Source organism: Hyphomicrobium sp. (assembly GCF_003987855.1).
Lineage (GTDB): Bacteria > Pseudomonadota > Alphaproteobacteria > Rhizobiales > Hyphomicrobiaceae > Hyphomicrobium_B.
This window is the reverse complement of the sequence record NZ_RXIZ01000007.1, coordinates 112,059-130,092: the sequence shown is the minus strand read 5'-3', so window position 1 is coordinate 130,092 and position 18,034 is coordinate 112,059. Positions and strand designations below refer to the sequence as shown.

Here is an 18,034-nt window from a genome sequence, read left to right as displayed (position 1 = left end):
GTGCGAGCGAAATCAGTGCGTTGGCGCTCTTAACGGAGCGCCAAAAAGTGTTGACTTTTGCCCACTCTCGCCCGTTGCATTTTCGCATCTATAGGGTTGGAAAACTTGGGATTTAGCGCCTGCGTTCTTGATCGGGGAGCGCCCTCCCGGTACCCCAGAGTACGGCTTTTGCCGGAATCGTATCAGGAGATATGACCATGCAGGGTGTGAAGGGGCTGATCCTTTTGTCAGCAGTTGTTGCGGCTGTCGCTCTCGGCGCTTGCCGTCGCGAAGCTGAGCATACGCCTTTGAAGCTCGGCGGCCCGACCGCTAGCGACTCGGTTGCTCGCTAATTTTAGCGCGTAATCTAGACCTCAAAGGAGACTACAATGAAGAACGCAATCGTACTCGCTGCCGTTTTGGCTGCTGTTGCTCTCGGCGCTTGCCGTCGTGAAGCAGAACATACGCCGCTGAAACTCGGCGGGCCCGTCGCTTCGGAGCAGGTTGCGCGCTAAGCGCACCCTGACTTCTTAGTACTGCGTTTTTCATCCCAATCTTCAAGGCCGAGTTGTTGGCATTTCGTGCCATCATCTCGGTCTTGAGCTTTTTTGGGGCATCTCACACGCACGATCGATTCGATTTTCGAGTGCGTTACCGAATGATTAAGAGTTTCGGGTCAAGTTGATCCTCAGTGAGCCCGAGGAACTCGGGGAAAACCGCGTAGAAAAGTGCTCGTAATTCAAATTAGTCGCACACACACCTTGAATCCCGATGATAGAAGTTTCGGGCAGAGGCGTGCTGCGGGGTTCCCGGATCGTACGAACGTATCGCGAGTGAGATGGGGCTCCCTCCGTGGAATCGGCCATATTTTGGGCCGAACGCTCGGTTATCGGCACAAGGGACAAACCGTTTCTCTTGGCGGAAGATTCGCGATGCGACTCGTGCAAGAGACGAGATCGATACGAAGGGATTAGCGAAATGATGGCCACGTTCGCGCGGAGCTTAGGTCTGCGCCTTGCCGCCGTTTCGGTTCTTGCGGTGACGCTCGCTGCATGCGCAAACAAGGACATGCAGCCGGATGCGCTCAGCAGCAAGTACGGCAACGCGACACCGGGTTCGCAGCGCGACTTCACTCAGAATGTCGGCGACATCGTCTACTTCTCGACCGACTCGGTGGACCTCACGCCGGAAGCGCAACAGACGCTCACGAAGCAATCGCAGTGGCTGCAGCAGTATCCGCAGTACACGATTACGATCGAGGGTCACGCGGACGAACGCGGCACGCGGGAATACAACATTGCGCTTGGCGCCCGACGCGCCACGACGGTGCGGAATTTCTTGTCTCAGCACGGAATCAACGGCGCGCGCATTCGGACGATTTCGTACGGCAAGGAACGCCCGGTGGCTGTCTGCAACGACATCTCGTGCTGGTCGCAGAATCGACGCGCGCAGACCGTGCTCAACAGCGGCGGCGTCGTCAGCCAGCGATAGGCGGGCGCAATGTTTCGCCAGATTTGAGCCAACTCGCGAAGTTGGCTCAAATTTGCAACACGTTCGCGAAGCCTTAACCTAATCTCAATTCAGCAAAGTTTGGCCTAATTGGCCGAGCATAACGGCGTTGTGTAATTCATGCGGCGCCGTACTCGATGTTTAAATTGCGGACTTCATTTGTAGCGGTCGGCATTATTTGTAGCGTCCTCACCGTGATGGGAGCGTTGGCGCCTCATCTTGGCGCACAGGAGCGTGATTCCGAAGATGAGACGGCCGCCGAGCTTCTGGAGGACGGGCTCGATGCTTTGTCCGATCATGTCGACGATTCCGGCCGCCGGCTTCTCGACCGCGTCGTCTCCGACTACCCAGGTTCACCGGAGGCGCTGAAAGCCAAACGGGCGCTCGCAGCCCTGGATCGCGGTGAACTCGACCCCGATTCCCGCGCACGGCTGAAAGCCGACGAGGCAGAGCGTACGGCTGAGTACAGGCGCGCGTTTCTCTTCGATGTCGGCGACCGAGTCTTCTTTGCCGAAAACAGCGCTGCGCTGGGCGGGCGGGCGCGCAGCATGATCGAGCAGCAGGCGCGCTGGTTGAATGCACGCCCTGATCTGTCGGTCATGGTTATCGGACGAGCGGACAGCGAGGGCGATGAAGCCGCGGTCCGGAACCTGTCATTACAGCGCGCCCAAACAGTCCGGGATCGACTGATAGCTGCCGGGCTCCAGCCGGGCCGCATAGAGATTAAGGCTGCGGGCAACCAGGATCGGGTGGCGCTCTGCGACGGGCCGCTCTGCGAAGCACAGAATCGCAATGTCGAAGTGCTGATCAACTATTGGCACTCGGATGCTCGATGGCGGTCCAGTCAGCAGATCCCCAGTCTGACGAAGCAGACCACGACTGACCGATCCGGCGGGTTGATCGGGTCAGAAAACCAGATTTCGCAGTAGCGCGAGAGCGCAAGATGTTGAACGGGGACTGCGACCCATCGTAGGTGGAGGCGCGCGGCCGGCTGGGGTAGGTTGTGCCGGAGGTGAGGTGGAAGCCTCCAAGGTTCGCGTTTCAGCGGTTTCCAATACGAAGGGCAGGGCGGGCATGGCCAAGCGTGCTGAGAAAAAACAAAACGGCGTGTGGTCGGCGACGCTCGTGCTGGCTGCAGCGTGCGCCCTGACGCAGCTAGCGCCTATTCCTGTCGCTGCACAGTCCAATGAAGCGCGGCCGGGCAAGGCCAGCCCCGCCGCTGCCGCCGCGGGTGGCGGAGATGCGGCGCTCAAGGCACGCGTCGAGGCCTTGGAAGAACAGCTTGTCGATATGCAGGTCGTTGTGGGCACGCTCGAGTCTCTAACGAAAAGTGGCGGTGGTGGTGGCGGCGCAGCCGCCGCTCCGTTCCCATCTGCTGGGGGCGCGGATGGCGCGCGCATCGACAGTCTCGAGACGCAGGTGCGCGCCTTGTCGGCGCAAGTGCAGCAGCTATCGGATCAACTGCGTAGCACCGGCCTGTCTCGTAAATCCGAAATCTCCGGCGGGACAGATGCAGCGGCCGACGGCGGCGCCGGCGCGCCTCAATCGTCGGCGCCAGGATTTGGATCGACGACCGTTTCTTCAGCGAGCAACGGGAATGACGCCATCGGCGGTTATTTGAACAGCCAAGGGCAGCCAAAACAGGGCCAGCCAGCAAATGACGGAAGTGCCGGGGCGGCAGCGCCCGGAGCGCCTGTTGCGACTGCAGCGCTTCCTCCTGGCGCCGAAACGGGCGGCGATCCCAAGCAAGCCTATGAGACGGCGTACGGTTACCTCCTCCAGCGCGACTACGGCTCGGCCGAGACGGCATTTACCGATTTTCTGAAGAAATTCCCCAATGACTCGCTATCGGGAAATGCACAGTATTGGCTCGGCGAAACCTATTTCGTGCGCGGTCAGTACAAGGCAGCAGCCGGTGCCTTCCTCAAAGGCTATCAGAATTACGGGCAGAGCGGTAAAGCGGCTGACAGTCTGCTGAAGCTCGCAATGTCACTCGACAGGCTTGGGCAAAAAGATGCAGCTTGTTCGTCATTTGCGGAGCTGGCCTCGAAATTCCCAACGGCACCGCAGAGCGTGAGATCCCGCGCGCAAAATGAGCGCCAGCGGGTTGGTTGTCAGTAACAGGAGCGGCGGGCTCTGTTTGAGCTTGCCAACCGTGGCGTGCGTCAGGACTTGCCAGAGCAAATCACCGCTATCGAAGCTGCGGCAGCGTTCGAGCGCTTGGCTGCTTTCGATCATCTGATCCTTGCCGTTTCGGGCGGTCCGGACAGCATGGCGCTGATGCTGCTTGTTGCTCAGTGGCGCGCCGGACGAGCAGGAGGACCTGTCGTTTCGGTCGCGAGCGTCGACCACGCGCTCCGTCCCACCTCGCGGCACGAAGCAGAGATGGTGGCTGCCGCGGCGGGCGAACTTGGTTTGCCGCACGTCATCCTGACCTGGACTGGCTTGAAGCCCTCGGTTGGCGTGCCGGCGGCGGCGCGCGAGGCTCGCTATCGGCTCCTCGAACAGCACGCGCGAACTCTGCTTGGTTCGCGCGGAGAACGCATCGCGGTCGCCACAGCGCATCATCGCGACGATCAGGTCGAGACATTTGCGATGCGTCTTGCTCGCGGAGCCGGTGTCGATGGGTTGGCAGGAATGCCTTCTGAGCGCCCGTTGAGCGAAGGCTCACCAATCGCCCTCGTACGTCCGTTGCTTGCTTTTCCCAAAGCGCGCCTGATCGCGACGTTAGCGGCGCGCGGCGTCGATGCCGTCCAGGATCCGACGAACATCGATCTGCGCTTTGAGCGGGCGCGTCTGCGATCGCATCTTGCCAAGCTCGAGGCAGCAGGACTGTCGTCGAAAGCAATTGCTGCTTCCGCCCGCCGTCTGGGTGATGCTCGCGACGCCCTGTCCTACGCCGAAGACGTCTTCGTTTCGTCGCTCGGGTTGAGTTTCGGCCATGAAGTTTTCGCGTGCTTGGAGCGCCAAGCATTCAAGAGCGGTCCTGCGCTCTTGCGGCAGCGCGTCATCGAGAGGCTGGTCAGGCGATACGGGGGCGATACTCCCGCGGCGCAGCTGTCCGAGATCGAAGATCTGGTGGCGCGTATGCAACGCGATGTGTCATCAACGGCAACACTGGGCGGGGCAATGATCTCGACAGGGCCGCGCTTCATCCGCGTCTGGCGCGAGCTTGGCCGGCTCACTGGCCTTGAAACACGCCTCTTTCGCGGTGAGGCGCGCGTGTGGGATGGGCGGTTTCGCTTACGTTTTTCGCTAGATACGGTCTCGGCTGGAGGCATCGATTTTGTGACAGTGCGGCCCCTCGGCGAACGTGGTTATGCAATGATCGCACCCCGCCTTGTGCCCGGCCGCAGGCCGCCGGCGAGGGCGGCCCGTGCCGTGCCGTCATTTTGGGCGGGCGAGGAATTCATTGCAGCCCCCGCTCTTGCCCCATTTGCCCGGTTGGATGCACCTCGGCTCGACGCGGAGGGCATGACGGCGCTGCCCCTTCACGCGGCTGAAAATTAAGGAATGCTGGCTATTCCAATGTGCCGAAAGGTTGGTAAACGCATGAACTTGTGCGGCGCTACCTAGCCCCCTATGTTAGTCTCCAACCTTGGGGGCACTAGTGCCGCCGAGCACGTGCCGTTTGGCGCCATTTGGTGCCATCAAGGATAGAGATGAACCCAAATTATCAGAAACTCGCGATCTGGGCCGCGCTCTTCGTGCTGCTGCTGGCCCTCTACAATCTCGTGAGCAATCCGAGCACCACTCGCCGTGCCAACGAAATTCAATATTCGGAATTTCTTGACGCCGTCGAGAAGGGTAATGTGACGGAAGCCGCGATCGCGGGTAATCGAATTACCGGCACGAAGAGGGATGCTGCGGGCGATACTTCCTTTTCGACCTACGCCCCGGAAGACCCAAATCTCGTAAAGCTTTTGCGGGACAAGGGTGTAAAGTTCAAAGCCCGACCTGCCGAGGATGAAGTGCAGTCGATCACAAGCATTCTTCTGAGCTGGTTCCCGATGCTGCTGCTCATCGGTGTATGGATCTTTTTCATGCGCCAGATGCAGTCCGGCTCCGGCAGAGCCATGGGCTTTGGAAAGTCGCGCGCAAAGCTTTTGACCGAGCGCCACGGCCGCGTGACCTTCGAGGACGTCGCCGGCGTCGATGAGGCCAAGGCAGACCTGGAAGAGATCGTCGAGTTCCTCAGGGACCCGCAAAAGTTTCAGCGGCTCGGTGGGCGAATTCCGCGTGGCTGTTTGCTCGTCGGTCCTCCGGGCACCGGTAAGACCCTGATCGCACGCGCCGTCGCGGGCGAAGCGAACGTGCCGTTCTTCACGATCTCGGGCTCCGACTTCGTCGAGATGTTCGTCGGCGTCGGCGCCAGCCGCGTGCGCGACATGTTCGAGCAGGCGAAGAAGAATGCACCCTGCATCATCTTCATCGACGAAATCGATGCGGTCGGGCGGCATCGCGGCGCTGGCCTCGGTGGTGGCAACGACGAGCGCGAGCAGACGCTTAACCAGCTGCTCGTCGAGATGGACGGCTTCGAGGCCAACGAAGGCATCATCATCATTGCGGCGACGAACCGTCCCGACGTGCTCGATCCTGCCCTTCTGCGTCCGGGCCGTTTCGACCGTCAAATCGTCGTTCCCAATCCGGATGTCCTCGGTCGCGAGAAGATCCTTCGTGTGCACATGAAGAAGGTGCCGCTGGCGCCCGATGTCGATCCGAAAGTGATCGCACGCGGCACCCCTGGCTTCTCGGGCGCCGATCTCGCGAACCTCGTCAACGAGGCGGCGCTGCTGGCTGCCCGCCGCAACAAGCGGCTGGTCACACAAGCGGAGTTCGAGGATTCCAAAGACAAGGTCATGATGGGCGCCGAGCGCAAGACCATGGCCATGACGGAAGAAGAGAAGCTGGCTACGGCTTATCACGAAGCCGGCCACGCGATCGTCAACCTCGTCGTGCCGGGCAACGACCCGCTGCACAAGGTGACGATCATTCCGCGCGGGCGCGCCTTGGGCGTCACGATGAGTTTGCCGGAGCGCGATCGCCTCAGCTATTCCAAGCAATGGTGCGAGGGCAAAATCGCCATGGCATTCGGCGGCCGCGTCGCCGAGCAGCTGATCTATGGTCGCGAGCACCTCAATACGGGCGCTTCTAGCGACATCAGTCAGGCCACCGGAATCGCCAAGCGGATGGTGACCGAGTGGGGCATGAGCGAGAAACTCGGACCGTTGCTCTATTCCGAGAACCAGCAGGAAGTGTTCCTCGGCCACTCGATCACGCAGCAGAAGAACATGAGCGAGGAAACCGCCAAGCTCATTGATGAAGAGACGCGTCGCATCGTGACGACCGGGCAGTCGATCGCTTGGGAGGTTTTGACCAAGCACAAGGCTGAGCTCGAAGCCATGGCGCAGGCGCTCATGGAGTACGAGACGATCTCGGGCGAAGAGTGTAAGTCGATCATGCGTGGAGAGAAGATCTCGCGTCCGACGGATGACGACAGTTCGAAAGGCCCGGCGGGATCAGCCGTTCCTTCTGCTGGCCGCCAGCCCCCGCGTCCGCGTGGTGAGCCGCAGGGCGGCATCGACATTGGGCCGGAGCCGCAGCCTCAATAAGGGCTGGCTGGTACGGTCGGCTATCAATCTTCCAGCGGCCGCGATAGTTTCGCGGCCGCTTTTTCGTGACATCGTTGATCGCTCGGGCACTCACCACACATGAAACGCTCCATCTACCTGCAACCTACCGCCATCTTCTGGGATAGGGGCGAGCGGCGCGCCATCGACGAGGCCGACGTTCCCCAATGGAAGGGGCTGCCTCTTGCCGGTGGCCGATTGTCGTTCGCGGCGCTCGACGTGCTGACGCGCGGTGCGCCTGAAACAAAGCGCCGAACCGTGGTGCTCGGTGATGCCTTCAGCGGCGACTGGGGGCGAGAGGCGCTCGCCGCCGCCGACATTCTGCAGGAGCTTTCGGAACCTCGGGCAAGGCTTGCCGGCCTCTCGCTCGACCGGCCGCGCATCATGGGCATCATCAACGTGACGCCGGACAGCTTTTCGGACGGCGGCGAATTCGGGTCCGCGCGCGAGGCAATCGACCATGGGCTACGGCTGATCGAGGAAGGGGCGGACATCCTCGACATCGGCGGAGAGAGTACGCGACCGCAGGCTGATTACGTCTCGGCGGAAGAGGAAATCCGTCGCGTCATTCCAGTGATCGAGGGGCTCCGCGCCAGAACGGATGCCGTGATCTCTATCGACACGCGCAAAGCGGAGGTGATGAAGCGAGCCGCCGCGTCCGGCGCGGACATCCTCAATGATGTCTCGGCGTTTACGCATGAGCCGGACTCGCTCGAAGTCGCGACCGAAACCGGATTGCCAATTATCATCATGCACGCTCAAGGCGACCCGAAGACGATGAACGACAATCCGCAGTACGACGATGTGGTGCTGGATGTTTTCGATTATCTCGAGGGCCGGGTTCAAGCCTGTATTGCCGCTGGCATCCCGAAAGCCAAAATCGTCGCTGATCCCGGTATCGGGTTCGGCAAGCACCTTCACCACAACGTGGCAGTGATGGCGGGCCTGCCGCTGTATCACGGTCTTGGCGTTCCGCTTTTGCTTGGCGCCAGCCGCAAGAAGATGATCGGGCAACTCTGCAACGTGGAGAGCGCCAAGGATCGCATGCCGGGGTCCCTGGCCTGCGCGATCTCGGGTGCCGCGGCCGGTATACAAATGGTGCGCGTGCACGATGTTGCCGAGACGAAGCAAGCGATCGAGGTTTGGCGGGCCTGCGCCGCCGGGACCGAGAAAGGGCTCAACTAAGGCTCGGGTTTCAGCCTTCCAAATTTCGGAAGGGTGCTTGTCGGAATAGCCGTCTGCCTCCATCCATTGGAATGCATTATCTCGGCGCCATCGACATTGATGAGCGAAGAGGAGCGGACCATGGCGATGAAGCTTTATGATCTCGACGTCTCGGGTAATTGTTACAAGGTCAGGCTTCTATGCGCCCTGCTCGACCTGCCGGTTGAACTCGTTCCCGTTGACTTTATGAGCGGTGCGCACAAGCAAAGCCCGTTGATTGATCTCAATCCCTTCGGCCAGGTGCCCGTTCTCGAAGACGGCAATCTGATCCTGAGAGATAGCCAGGCGATCCTCGTTTATATCGCGCGCAAGTGGGGCGGCGAGACGTGGCTGCCAACTGACCCTGAGCCGATGGCTCGGGTCATGCAATGGCTGATGGTGGCCGAAAACGAGATCCCCCGTGGCCCCGGTGATGCGCGACTGCACGACAAGTTCGGGATGAAGCTCGACATCGCGGCGGCGCGCGAGAAAGCTGCTCTTATCCTTGAGCTCATGGAGCGCCACCTTCAAGATCGGGACTGGCTCGCATTGGATCGGCCAACGATCGCCGATATCGCGTGCATGCCATACGTGGCTCTCGGATGGGAAGGCGGCGTGCCGCTCGGACCCTATCCGGGCGTGTCGTCCTGGGTCGAGCGTATCAAGCAGCTGCCGCGCTTCATCGGCATGCCAGGCTGCGAGGGAAGTGTGCCATGTCCGGCATAGCTTCAGACATCGCTTTCACTCCGGCGGTGAAGGCTGAGCAGGCGCGGCGTGGATCACGGCAACAGTACGAGCGCATGGAGCGCTTGCACGGTTGGCCAACGACCATCGATGATGACCTTGCCGGACGCATTGCCGAGACGCGATCGTTCTACATGGCAACAGCGAGCGCCGATGGACAGCCTTACATTCAGCATCGGGGTGGACCCGCTGGCTTTCTTAAGATCCTCGACGAGAAGACTTTGGCGTTCGCGGACTACGGCGGGAATAAGCAGTACATCACGATCGGTAATCTCGCCGAGAACCCGAAGGCGTACATCTTCATCATGGACTACGTGCACCAGCGGCGCGTGAAGCTGTGGGGTACGGCGAAGGTGGTTGAAGGCGATGACGAGCTCATGACTAAGCTGAGTGATCCGAGCTATCGCGCGCGGCCGGAACGCGCCATCGTTTTCACGCTCGAAGCGTGGGATCGCAATTGTCCGCAGCACATCCCGCGAATGCTGCCGTTCGAAGATGTGAAGGACGCTATCGGACGACTGCAGACGCGGATCGCAGAGTTGGAAGACGAGAACGGGCGCTTGAGATCAACAAGCCAGTCCGACGCGCATTGATCACGGTGCCGTCGTGCGGGGGCCGGAAAGCTTCCGCACGATGAAGAGGAGCAGGCGCTTGACGGCGTACGTCAACGACGCGCATTGATCACGGTGCCGTCGTGCGGGGGCCGGAAAGCTTCCGCACGATGAAGAGGAGCAGGCGCTTGACGGCGTACGTCAACGACGCGGCGAGCAAGAAAGCAAGGAATCGGCCAAGCGCATGTGTCGGCGCCAAAGTATCCGGCGAAAGCATAATCGAGACCGGAATGACGAGGACGGCCAGAATGGCGGCGCGTATCAAAGCCGAGACGAACGTCCGGGCCGTTAGTGGCAGGTATACGAGCAGTCCGACGATCGCGAGGTAGGCGAGGCCCGAAACGAGCGTTTGACCGTCTGACATCATAATCCCCTTCTGCAGTATCAGCGCTGGCTCACTTTGGTCATCCGCAAGATGGCGTAGAGACCGAGAATACCGGCGAGGAGGAGAGCTGCCAGCAGCGGCGCGCGCCAATCGGAACTCGTCAAGCGCGTGATCAGAAGTCCGCAGCACACGGCGATGCCCATCATCGGCAGGGCGACGGGAATTTCGAAACGGCCTGCTGGCTCGCCCGCGCGACGCTTCAACACGACGAGCGAGGCGTTCACGGCGACGAAGATGACGAGCAGCAACAGCACCGTCGCGGCAGCGAGGTCGGCGATTTCGCCGGCGACAGCGAGCAGCACCAGCACACCTAGGAGTGTCGCGATGGCAATGTGTGGCGTCTGGCGTGTCCTGTGCACGCGGCCAAGGAGGCTCGGAAGCAGTCCCTGGCCCGACATGCCGTAGATCAGGCGCGAGGCGGTGACGTAATTCACGAGGGCCGTGTTGGCGACCGAAAAGAGCGCGATGAAAGTCATGAGGCCTGCGGGCAGGCTCGGCGCACTCTTCGCCATCACAGCTGTAAGCGGGCTCGGCGCGGATGCAAGTTCCTGCCATGGAACGACCGAGACAGCGGTGATCGATACCGCAACATAGAGGACTGCGGCAGACACGGTCGCGATGATCAGACCGCGAGGGATCGTTCGTTCGGGCTCGCGGCATTCCTCCGCGACGTTGACGGCGTCCTCGAAGCCGATGAACGCGAAGAAGGCCAATACAGAAGCCTGGACGACGACAACCGCCAGGCCGGAATCAATTCGGTCTGGAGGGATTTCGAAATAGTCGACGCTGCCCCAATACGAGAGCCCCGAGCCGATCACCAGGAGCAGGCCCGAGACCTCCATGATCGTGCAGACGACGTTGACCCACATGCTTTCGCGGATGCCGCGGAAAACCACGCCGGACAGGATAAGCAGAAAGCCCACGGCGATGGCGGTTGGCGAAACGGCTCCCCAGCCCGCAAAGTCAGCGATGATCGCCGCGAAGATCTTGGATTGCGTCGCGATTGAAGTCAGGCCGGAGGCAACGAGCGCGAGGCCAACCGTGAAGCTCAGCAAGGGAATGCCGAAGGCGCGATCCGTGACGTAAGCGGCGCCGCCAGCGCGCGGATAGCGCGAGCCGAGCGAGGCATACGAGAGCGACGTCAGCAGGGCCGCGACGAGCGCGACAAGGAACGATAGCCAAACTGCGGATCCGGCTTGCCCGGCCGCTTTGCCGATGAGCCCGTATATGCCTGACCCGATCATGCTTCCAAGGGCGTAGAGCGCGAGTTGCGTCGTTCCGATGGAGCGGCGAAGGTGGGGATTGCCGTTTGGTTTATCGTTCACGGTCGGGTCCCCGATGCGACTTCTGTGATGCCATCAAGGCATCAGCGCTTCGCGGTTTCAAGCTGCCGGATGTTGGAGTACCAAGCCGCGCGGTCAGCTGGCGGCGGCTTTGCGATCGGCGAGCCGGCGCTCGACACCAGCGACGATGGCTTTGCGGATTTCATCGGTACGCTTCAAGGACGGATCAACCGGCACATGCTGCGCTTCAGCGAATGCTCGCAGATTCTCCGCTGTCTTGATGTCCTTGAGCCGCAGCATCAAGCCTTCGCTGCCGTGCTTCGCCAGCGCCACCAAAGCAGAGAAGAGATAGGGGTTGAAATTCTCCGCGCGGTCGTGGCGCTCCTGGATCTCGTCGGATTTCTGAGGTTGAGCCGGAACTGCCGCTGGAGGAGCTTCTTCAACCTCTACTGGGACCTCCCAAACGAGCATGCGGTTCGTGGCTCTTGTCAACGCAGCTGCGAGTTTCTCCGTCGTATCGGAATCGAGCGACGTTTCGCGCCGGATGTGGGCGCGAAAGAACGCGAGCATCTCATCGCCGGGCCAGAGCTGTTTGCCTTTGCTCATGATCGACGTCTTCTCGCCTTCCGCGGTTAAGAAACTGCAACTTTGGCTTTCTTACCCGCGGCGACGGCATCCACCAACCGGGAAATTTCCTGGTGAAGTTCTTTCACGTCTCCGGCGGCATCCGAATACTTCGCGTCGATCGGGCGGAGTTGGCCGAGGTAGTCGAAAGCATTGGCGATGCCGTTCCGCTGCGGCAGGAACGTCTCCAGCACCGGATGCACGAGGCTGATTTCCTCGATCATCATGTAGTCCCGATCGTCGTTGCGCACGTAGTTGGCAAGGCACACATAGCGGCGCTCTTCCGGTGGCATCTCGGCGAGATCGTCGAGATTGCGCATGTCCTCGATCAACATCGCGACCCGGTCGACAGCGAGCTGCGAGACATAGTCGGGACGGAAAGGAACGATGACCTTGTCGGCCGTCTTCAGTGCCGCGAGGGCCGCGAACGAGAGGCCAGGCGCACAATCGAGAATGACGACGTCATAGTCGCCCTCGAAGCGCCGTATGAGGCTTTCCATGCGGCCGCGAACGCGGTTTGCGACAACCTCGGGCACGTTACTCTGGTTCGCCTGCTTCAGGTACAACTCGCCCTGGATATCCTCCAGAAGGAGCGAGCCTGGCACGAGTGAAATCGGTGCGGGCTTGCCGTTGGCAGCGGCGACGTCGCCGACGTTCTTGGCGACATAGTCTCGGGCGTTCGCCGGAATGCCATCGAAGAGATCGTAGAAGTAGTCGGCGATTGTCTTGCCGGCCTTGCGAGCTTCGTTCCAGCCTTGTCCGCCCATCAGAATCAGGGAGGCGTTGCATTGCGAGTCGAGGTCGATCAGCAGCACGCGTTTTCCGCCGAACACGGCAAGCCCGTGGGCGAGCATCACGGCGACGGTGGATTTGCCGACGCCACCCTTCCGGTTCGCGACCGCGAGAAAAACTGCCATGTTGCGTTACCTCTCAGATTGCGCGCGCCAATTCGAGCCCTCGGGGCGCCGCGCGCTCCATCCATAGCCGAGCTATGGGCCGATTCCATGTCGGTCTACCAGTCCGCCACCGGAAGCTCGGACGGTGAGGCCTTATTAGCGCTGTTTGCAACCGTTAGTGGAATTCCGTGCAAAATTCCGGTTCATTCAACCAATGGGATGGAATGCAGACGCGCGCTCGGGCATCTATGATGGCCGAGGGGAATGGGGGGATGCATCCGACTCGGGCGGAGCGCTCCAATCGCGATTTCCGGAATGGCGTGCCGCGCAACGCGGCGCACGGTCCGGTTTGACGGGAGGATAGCATGGCACGGCGATATTTCGGCACGGACGGCATTCGCGGGCTCGCCAATCGCCACCCGATGACGTCTGAGCTGGCTCTAAAGGTCGGCATGGCTGCAGGCACCGTTTTCCGATCTGGCACGCACCGGCACCGGGTCGTGATCGGCAAGGACACGCGCCTCTCCGGCTATATGCTGGAAGCCGCGCTGATGTCGGGCTTCACCGCGGTGGGCATGGACGTCTTCCTGCTCGGACCGATGCCGACGCCCGCCGTCGCGATGCTCACCCGTTCGCTAAGGGCCGATCTCGGCGTGATGCTGTCGGCGTCGCACAATCCCTCGCACGACAACGGGATCAAGCTGTTCGACCCCGACGGATACAAGCTCTCCGACGACATGGAGCAGCAGATTGAAGACCTGATCGAGGCAGATTCTCGCGTGCTGCTGGTCGATGCCGATCGCATCGGCCGGGCGACGCGGGTCGAGAGCGCGCAAGAGCGCTATATCGAATTCACCAAAAGAACGATGCCTAAGCAGCTCCGGCTTGCGGGCCTGAGGATCGTCATCGATTGCGCGCACGGCGCGGCCTACAAAGTTGCGCCGGAAGCGCTCTGGGAGCTCGGCGCCGAAGTCATCAAGATGGGTGTCGAGCCGAATGGTCTCAACATCAACCTGAACTGCGGCTCGACCTCTCCGCAGGCGCTGGTCGACAAGGTCAAGGAGCTTCGCGCCGACATCGGCATCGCGCTCGACGGCGACGCCGACCGGGTCGTCATAGTCGATGAAAAGGGCGAGATCGTCGATGGCGATCAGCTGATGGCGGTGATCGCCGAGAGTTGGCACCGGACGGGCAAGCTCTCCGGTGGCGGCATCGTCGCGACCGTCATGAGCAACCTGGGCCTTGAGCGCTATCTTCGTTCGATTGGATTGACACTCGCCCGTACCCCGGTCGGCGATCGGTACGTGACCGAACACATGCGCAAGCATGGCTTCAATGTCGGCGGCGAGCAATCCGGCCACATCGTGCTCTCCGACTTCACGACGACAGGCGATGGGCTCGTCTCCGCGCTGCAAATCCTCGCGTGCGTGGTGGCTACGGGGAAAACTGTTTCGGAGGTCTGCAATCGCTTTCGTCCGCTGCCGCAGATCCTGCAGAACGTGCGGTATGCGAGCGGTCAGCCGCTGGAGGATACGCGTGTGGTCAAGGCGATCGAGGGTGCGAAGGCGCGGCTCGGGGAAAACGGCCGGCTGGTCATCCGGCCGTCCGGGACGGAGCCTGTCATTCGCGTCATGGCGGAAGGCGACGACGAGAAGATCGTGTCGAGCATCGTGGGCGATATCGTCGATGCGGTGAAGTCGGCGGCGGCGGCGTGACGACGGACTAACGTCAGAGCGCATTTACGCTTCGTTAGGATTTGGGGCCGGGCTGCGTTCCACATTCCGACGGCAATTAAGTATGCCTTAAGCACTCTCGGCAATATTCGGGTTCTGATTTTGGGCTGATCCGCGTCGCGCGAGTCGGTCTCCGTAGGGAACCTGCATGTTGTTCGTGCGCAAAGCACCGCTCATTGGCGCCGCTCTCGTTCTCGGGAGCGCGATCGCGTCCGCCGCCGATCTCGGCGGCGTGAGCCTCAAGGATGCGCCAACGATGCCGGCGATGCCGTCGGGATATACCTGGAAATGGTATGTTCGCGCCGACGGCGGGTACACGTGGTATCCGGCGCCAGGCATGACCTTCAGCAATTTCGAAAACCACGAAACGAAAGCTGGCGGCGGTTGGACCGTCGGCGGCGGCATCGGCCAATATTATGCCTGGGGCTTCCGCGGCGACATCACCGTCGACCACATGTTCGACGCCAAGAGCCAGACCGATTTCGACTTCGGTTCAACGCGGCTCGATTTCAGCAGCACCGTCGTGCTCGCGAACCTCTATTACGAATTCAATCGCGGCGGCCGCTTCGTGCCCTACATCGGCGCGGGCATTGGTTACGCGCACAACGAGACGAGTTCGGGAACGGTCGTCGATGGCACGGGCGCATCGTCGTTCAGCGGACGATCGACCGACAATTTCGCGGCGGCCGCGATGGCGGGCGTTTCATGGCGGCTGTGGGGCGGCCGATCGATGTACGTCTCTGGCGGCACGAAGGATGACGAGCCGGTCGAGGTCAACACCGGCCACGCTCTCTATGTCGATTTCGGATATCGCTTTCTCTATTTGGGCGACGCCCAGACGGCGTCTTTCGATGCGAACGGACAAGTCGCAGCCGAGAAGCTCAAAGAGATCACGGCACATCAGTTTCGTATCGGCTTGCGTTACGACCTGAACTAGGTCGCGAGTTGTTAGTACGCAGGAGCATTGTGTCAGCTCCTGTATGAAATGCCAAAAGGTGCGGTCTGTACTGCGGTGTTTCGCGTTCGCGTGTCCACGTAGTGCGTCGTGCGCTTCTCGCGAGAGAAGCGCACAGGACACCGGCCGAAACCCGTGTTTCCCTCCCTTAGGCTTTGTTTGCGCAGCGTAGCGTTGAGCAGGGTCTTGTAAGTGGCGCGCGTTTATTCGCGCCGATACCGAAGGGTGGGGGATATGAAGTTCGCGAAAGCGGCAATCGCTGCTGTGTGGGTGATTGCATCCGGTGTGGCGCCTGTGATGGCTGCCGACTGGGGCGGCGTCAAGGATATGGGCGGCGGTGTTCCGATCCCGGTGCCGGCACCCGCGCCGGTGCCGACCTATGATGCCGACAGCGATTGGTATGTCGGCCTCGCGATCGGCGGCAATCTTTCAACGAGCGCGACGATCCAGGATAGCGATCCGAACATGCCAGTCAGAGGCAGCGGTGATCTCCCGATGTCGGAAACATTCGGGCTGACATTCGGCCGCTACATTACGCCATCGCTGCGGTGGGAAGTCGCTGTCGATTACACGCCGAACTTCAATCTGATTGATGGTGGAACCAAATATATAACGTTCGGCGAGGCGGGAACGGCGAACGCCGCACAGCAATACGGCGTCTTCCGTGATGATACGGTCAAGCTCTCGCGAACTACGGCGCTGTTCAATCTTCTCTACGATATTCCTACGGGAACGCGCTTCACACCATATCTCGGTGGTGGTGTCGGTATTTCTTGGCGGCGTCTACAGCGCAATTATTCGGAATCAGCCACATGTAACGATCCGACAAACTTCCCAACGATCACTTGCGGAGGAAGCACGACCATCAGTTCGGCAACGCATTCGGGTTCGGACTCCAAGAACCAGATCAACGTCGCAGCGGCGGTTCAGGCGGGCGTCTCGACCGAACTTACCGACCAGATCGTCTGGGACAATGGTTGGCAGATGCTGTGGGAGAGCGGCAGCATTTCGATCGACGGAGATTCGATTTCGGGCAGCAACAAGCTGACCTATAAAGACTCTGTCCTGCAGCAGTTCCGCTCGGGCATCCGGCTGAAATTCGATTAGAAAGCGTGCACCCCAGTGTTGCTTCGGTGCCGAAAAGGCGGTCGTTCGCGACCGCCTTTTTCTTTGTGACGACCCCGTGCTAAGGAGCGCCGATGCTCACACCTCCGAAGCCTACTCAGAAGCCGAAACGGCCGTTTTTCTCCTCCGGTCCCTGTGCCAAACGGCCGGGGTGGCGGCCGGACGCGCTTGGAACCGCGCTGGTCGGGCGCTCGCACCGTTCAGCCGATGGTCGCGAACGTTTGAAGCTTGCGATCACGCGGACGCGCGACGTGCTTCGGCTGCCGGAAGGATACGAAGTCGCGATCGTTCCAGGCTCCGACACCGGCGCAATCGAACTTGCGATGTGGAATCTTCTGGGCGCGCGAGGCACCGACGTGCTTGCGTGGGACACGTTCGGAAAGAGCTGGCTGCGTGATGCCACCGCGGAATTGAAACTAGCCGATCTGCGCACTTTCGAAGCAGAGCCTGGTCTTCTGCCCGATCTTGGCAAAGTCGATTTCGCGCGAGATGTGATCTTCACCTGGAACGGCACGGCATGCGGCGTGCGCGTGCCGAACGGAGATTGGATCCCGGACGATCGCGAAGGCCTCGTTTTCTGCGACGCCACATCGGCATTGTTCGCGGAAGATATCGATCTCCGCAAAATCGATGTGCTGACGTTTTCGTGGCAGAAGGCGCTGGGCGGGGAGGGCGCGCACGGCATGCTCGTGATGTCCCCACGGGCGCTCGATCGCCTCCAATCTTATCGGCCGTCATGGCCGGTGCCGAAACTTTTTCGGCTCACGAACGGCGACGGCGTGCTTCGCGACGTGTTCGAAGGCGTGACATTGAACACCCCGTCGATGCTGTGCGTCGAAGACTATATCGATGCGCTCGCGTGGGCCTCCGAGATCGGCGGTATCGATGCAACGATCGCGCGCGCTCAGGCGAACGCCTCTCTGCTTTACGGATGGATCGAGGCAAGCACGTGGGTTACGCCGCTCGCAGTCGATCCGGAAGCCCGGTCGCGCACTTCGGTGACCATGCGGTTCTCTGAGCCAGCGCTCGTGCAGGCGCCGGAAGGCGTTCGCGTCGAACTCATGCGGACAATGGTGCGGCTGCTCGAAGAAGACGCGGCGGCTTTCGATATCGCAGCCTATCGCGGCATGCCGGCGGGTTTGCGGATCTGGTGCGGCACGACGATCGATCGGGCGGATATCGAAGCGCTACTTCCATGGCTGGATTGGGCGTATTCGGAGGCCCGTGTCGCAGTTTTGGGCTAAATATGAATGAAATCCTTCGCGCAACCTGGTTAAAAGCCGGCGTGTCAACGCCTTTTTCTTGCGCCGGGCATCGGCCATAATGCGGTCCGCCCTCTTGGGCCGAGCACTCACCC

At 61.1% G+C, this 18,034-nt stretch carries 18 protein-coding genes; 14 read left to right on the top strand and 4 right to left on the bottom strand.

The features are described from left to right. Positions 1-197 precede the first annotated feature (197 nt). The 10 genes from EKK30_RS05905 (at position 198) to EKK30_RS05860 (ending at position 9,658) form a co-directional block, all read left to right on the top strand. Positions 198-332, top strand: coding sequence for a hypothetical protein (locus EKK30_RS05905; RefSeq protein WP_290981675.1), 135 nt, complete (start codon positions 198-200; stop codon positions 330-332). A 36-nt stretch (positions 333-368) separates the two neighbouring features. Further along, a complete protein-coding gene (locus tag EKK30_RS05900) occupies positions 369-494 on the top strand; it encodes a hypothetical protein (protein WP_290981672.1) in 126 nt (41 codons plus the stop codon). 463 nt (positions 495-957) lie between these two features. Continuing rightward, positions 958-1,470 (top strand): peptidoglycan-associated lipoprotein Pal, encoded by a 513-nt coding sequence (pal, locus tag EKK30_RS05895; protein ID WP_290981669.1) that lies wholly within the window; start codon positions 958-960, stop codon positions 1,468-1,470. A 155-nt stretch (positions 1,471-1,625) separates the two neighbouring features. Further along, positions 1,626-2,417 carry an OmpA family protein gene (locus EKK30_RS05890; RefSeq protein WP_290981666.1) on the top strand — a complete coding sequence of 264 codons (792 nt, stop codon included), beginning with the start codon at positions 1,626-1,628 and terminating at the stop codon, positions 2,415-2,417. A gap of 88 nt (positions 2,418-2,505) precedes the next feature. Then, positions 2,506-3,609, top strand: a complete 1,104-nt coding sequence (gene ybgF, locus EKK30_RS05885) for a tol-pal system protein YbgF (protein ID WP_290981663.1) — start codon at positions 2,506-2,508, stop codon at positions 3,607-3,609. A 51-nt stretch (positions 3,610-3,660) separates the two neighbouring features. Continuing rightward, a complete protein-coding gene (gene tilS, locus EKK30_RS05880) occupies positions 3,661-4,998 on the top strand; it encodes a tRNA lysidine(34) synthetase TilS (RefSeq protein WP_290981660.1) in 1,338 nt (445 codons plus the stop codon). 152 nt (positions 4,999-5,150) lie between these two features. Further along, on the top strand, positions 5,151-7,100 hold the full coding sequence (gene ftsH / locus EKK30_RS05875; RefSeq protein WP_290981656.1) for an ATP-dependent zinc metalloprotease FtsH: 1,950 nt from the start codon (positions 5,151-5,153) through the stop codon (positions 7,098-7,100). Positions 7,101-7,199: 99 nt separating this feature from the next. Continuing rightward, on the top strand, positions 7,200-8,303 hold the full coding sequence (gene folP / locus EKK30_RS05870; RefSeq protein ID WP_290981651.1) for a dihydropteroate synthase: 1,104 nt from the start codon (positions 7,200-7,202) through the stop codon (positions 8,301-8,303). 120 nt (positions 8,304-8,423) lie between these two features. Further along, complete coding sequence (locus tag EKK30_RS05865) at positions 8,424-9,047, top strand: glutathione S-transferase family protein (protein WP_290981648.1); 624 nt, start codon at positions 8,424-8,426, stop codon at positions 9,045-9,047. After that, complete coding sequence (locus tag EKK30_RS05860) at positions 9,035-9,658, top strand: pyridoxamine 5'-phosphate oxidase family protein (protein WP_290981645.1); 624 nt, start codon at positions 9,035-9,037, stop codon at positions 9,656-9,658. Before EKK30_RS05865 ends, EKK30_RS05860 begins: the two co-directional genes overlap by 13 nt. Before the next feature lie 88 nt (positions 9,659-9,746). Here the strand turns inward: EKK30_RS05860 and EKK30_RS05855 are convergent, their stop codons facing one another. The 4 genes from EKK30_RS05855 to EKK30_RS05840 form a co-directional block, all read right to left on the bottom strand. Beyond that, positions 9,747-10,043, bottom strand: coding sequence for a hypothetical protein (locus EKK30_RS05855; RefSeq protein ID WP_290981642.1), 297 nt, complete (start codon positions 10,041-10,043; stop codon positions 9,747-9,749). 17 nt (positions 10,044-10,060) lie between these two features. Then, positions 10,061-11,386: an APC family permease gene (locus EKK30_RS05850; protein ID WP_290981639.1), complete on the bottom strand. Its 1,326-nt coding sequence runs from the start codon at positions 11,384-11,386 to the stop codon at positions 10,061-10,063. Positions 11,387-11,479: 93 nt separating this feature from the next. After that, positions 11,480-11,950, bottom strand: coding sequence for a hypothetical protein (locus EKK30_RS05845; protein WP_290981636.1), 471 nt, complete (start codon positions 11,948-11,950; stop codon positions 11,480-11,482). A 26-nt stretch (positions 11,951-11,976) separates the two neighbouring features. Next, entirely contained in the window at positions 11,977-12,885 is a 909-nt protein-coding gene (locus EKK30_RS05840; protein ID WP_290981633.1) for a ParA family protein, read from the bottom strand. A gap of 344 nt (positions 12,886-13,229) precedes the next feature. On the opposite strand from EKK30_RS05840, the gene glmM reads away from it, so the two are divergent. The 4 genes from glmM (at position 13,230) to EKK30_RS05820 (ending at position 17,921) form a co-directional block, all read left to right on the top strand. Next, positions 13,230-14,579 carry a phosphoglucosamine mutase gene (gene glmM / locus EKK30_RS05835; protein WP_290981630.1) on the top strand — a complete coding sequence of 450 codons (1,350 nt, stop codon included), beginning with the start codon at positions 13,230-13,232 and terminating at the stop codon, positions 14,577-14,579. A gap of 166 nt (positions 14,580-14,745) precedes the next feature. After that, positions 14,746-15,534 (top strand): outer membrane beta-barrel protein, encoded by a 789-nt coding sequence (locus EKK30_RS05830; RefSeq protein ID WP_290981627.1) that lies wholly within the window; start codon positions 14,746-14,748, stop codon positions 15,532-15,534. Positions 15,535-15,786: 252 nt separating this feature from the next. Further along, positions 15,787-16,659, top strand: a complete 873-nt coding sequence (locus EKK30_RS05825) for an opacity family porin (protein WP_290981624.1) — start codon at positions 15,787-15,789, stop codon at positions 16,657-16,659. A 92-nt stretch (positions 16,660-16,751) separates the two neighbouring features. Next, positions 16,752-17,921 (top strand): phosphoserine transaminase, encoded by a 1,170-nt coding sequence (locus tag EKK30_RS05820; protein WP_290981621.1) that lies wholly within the window; start codon positions 16,752-16,754, stop codon positions 17,919-17,921. The last annotated feature ends 113 nt before the right edge of the window (positions 17,922-18,034 follow it).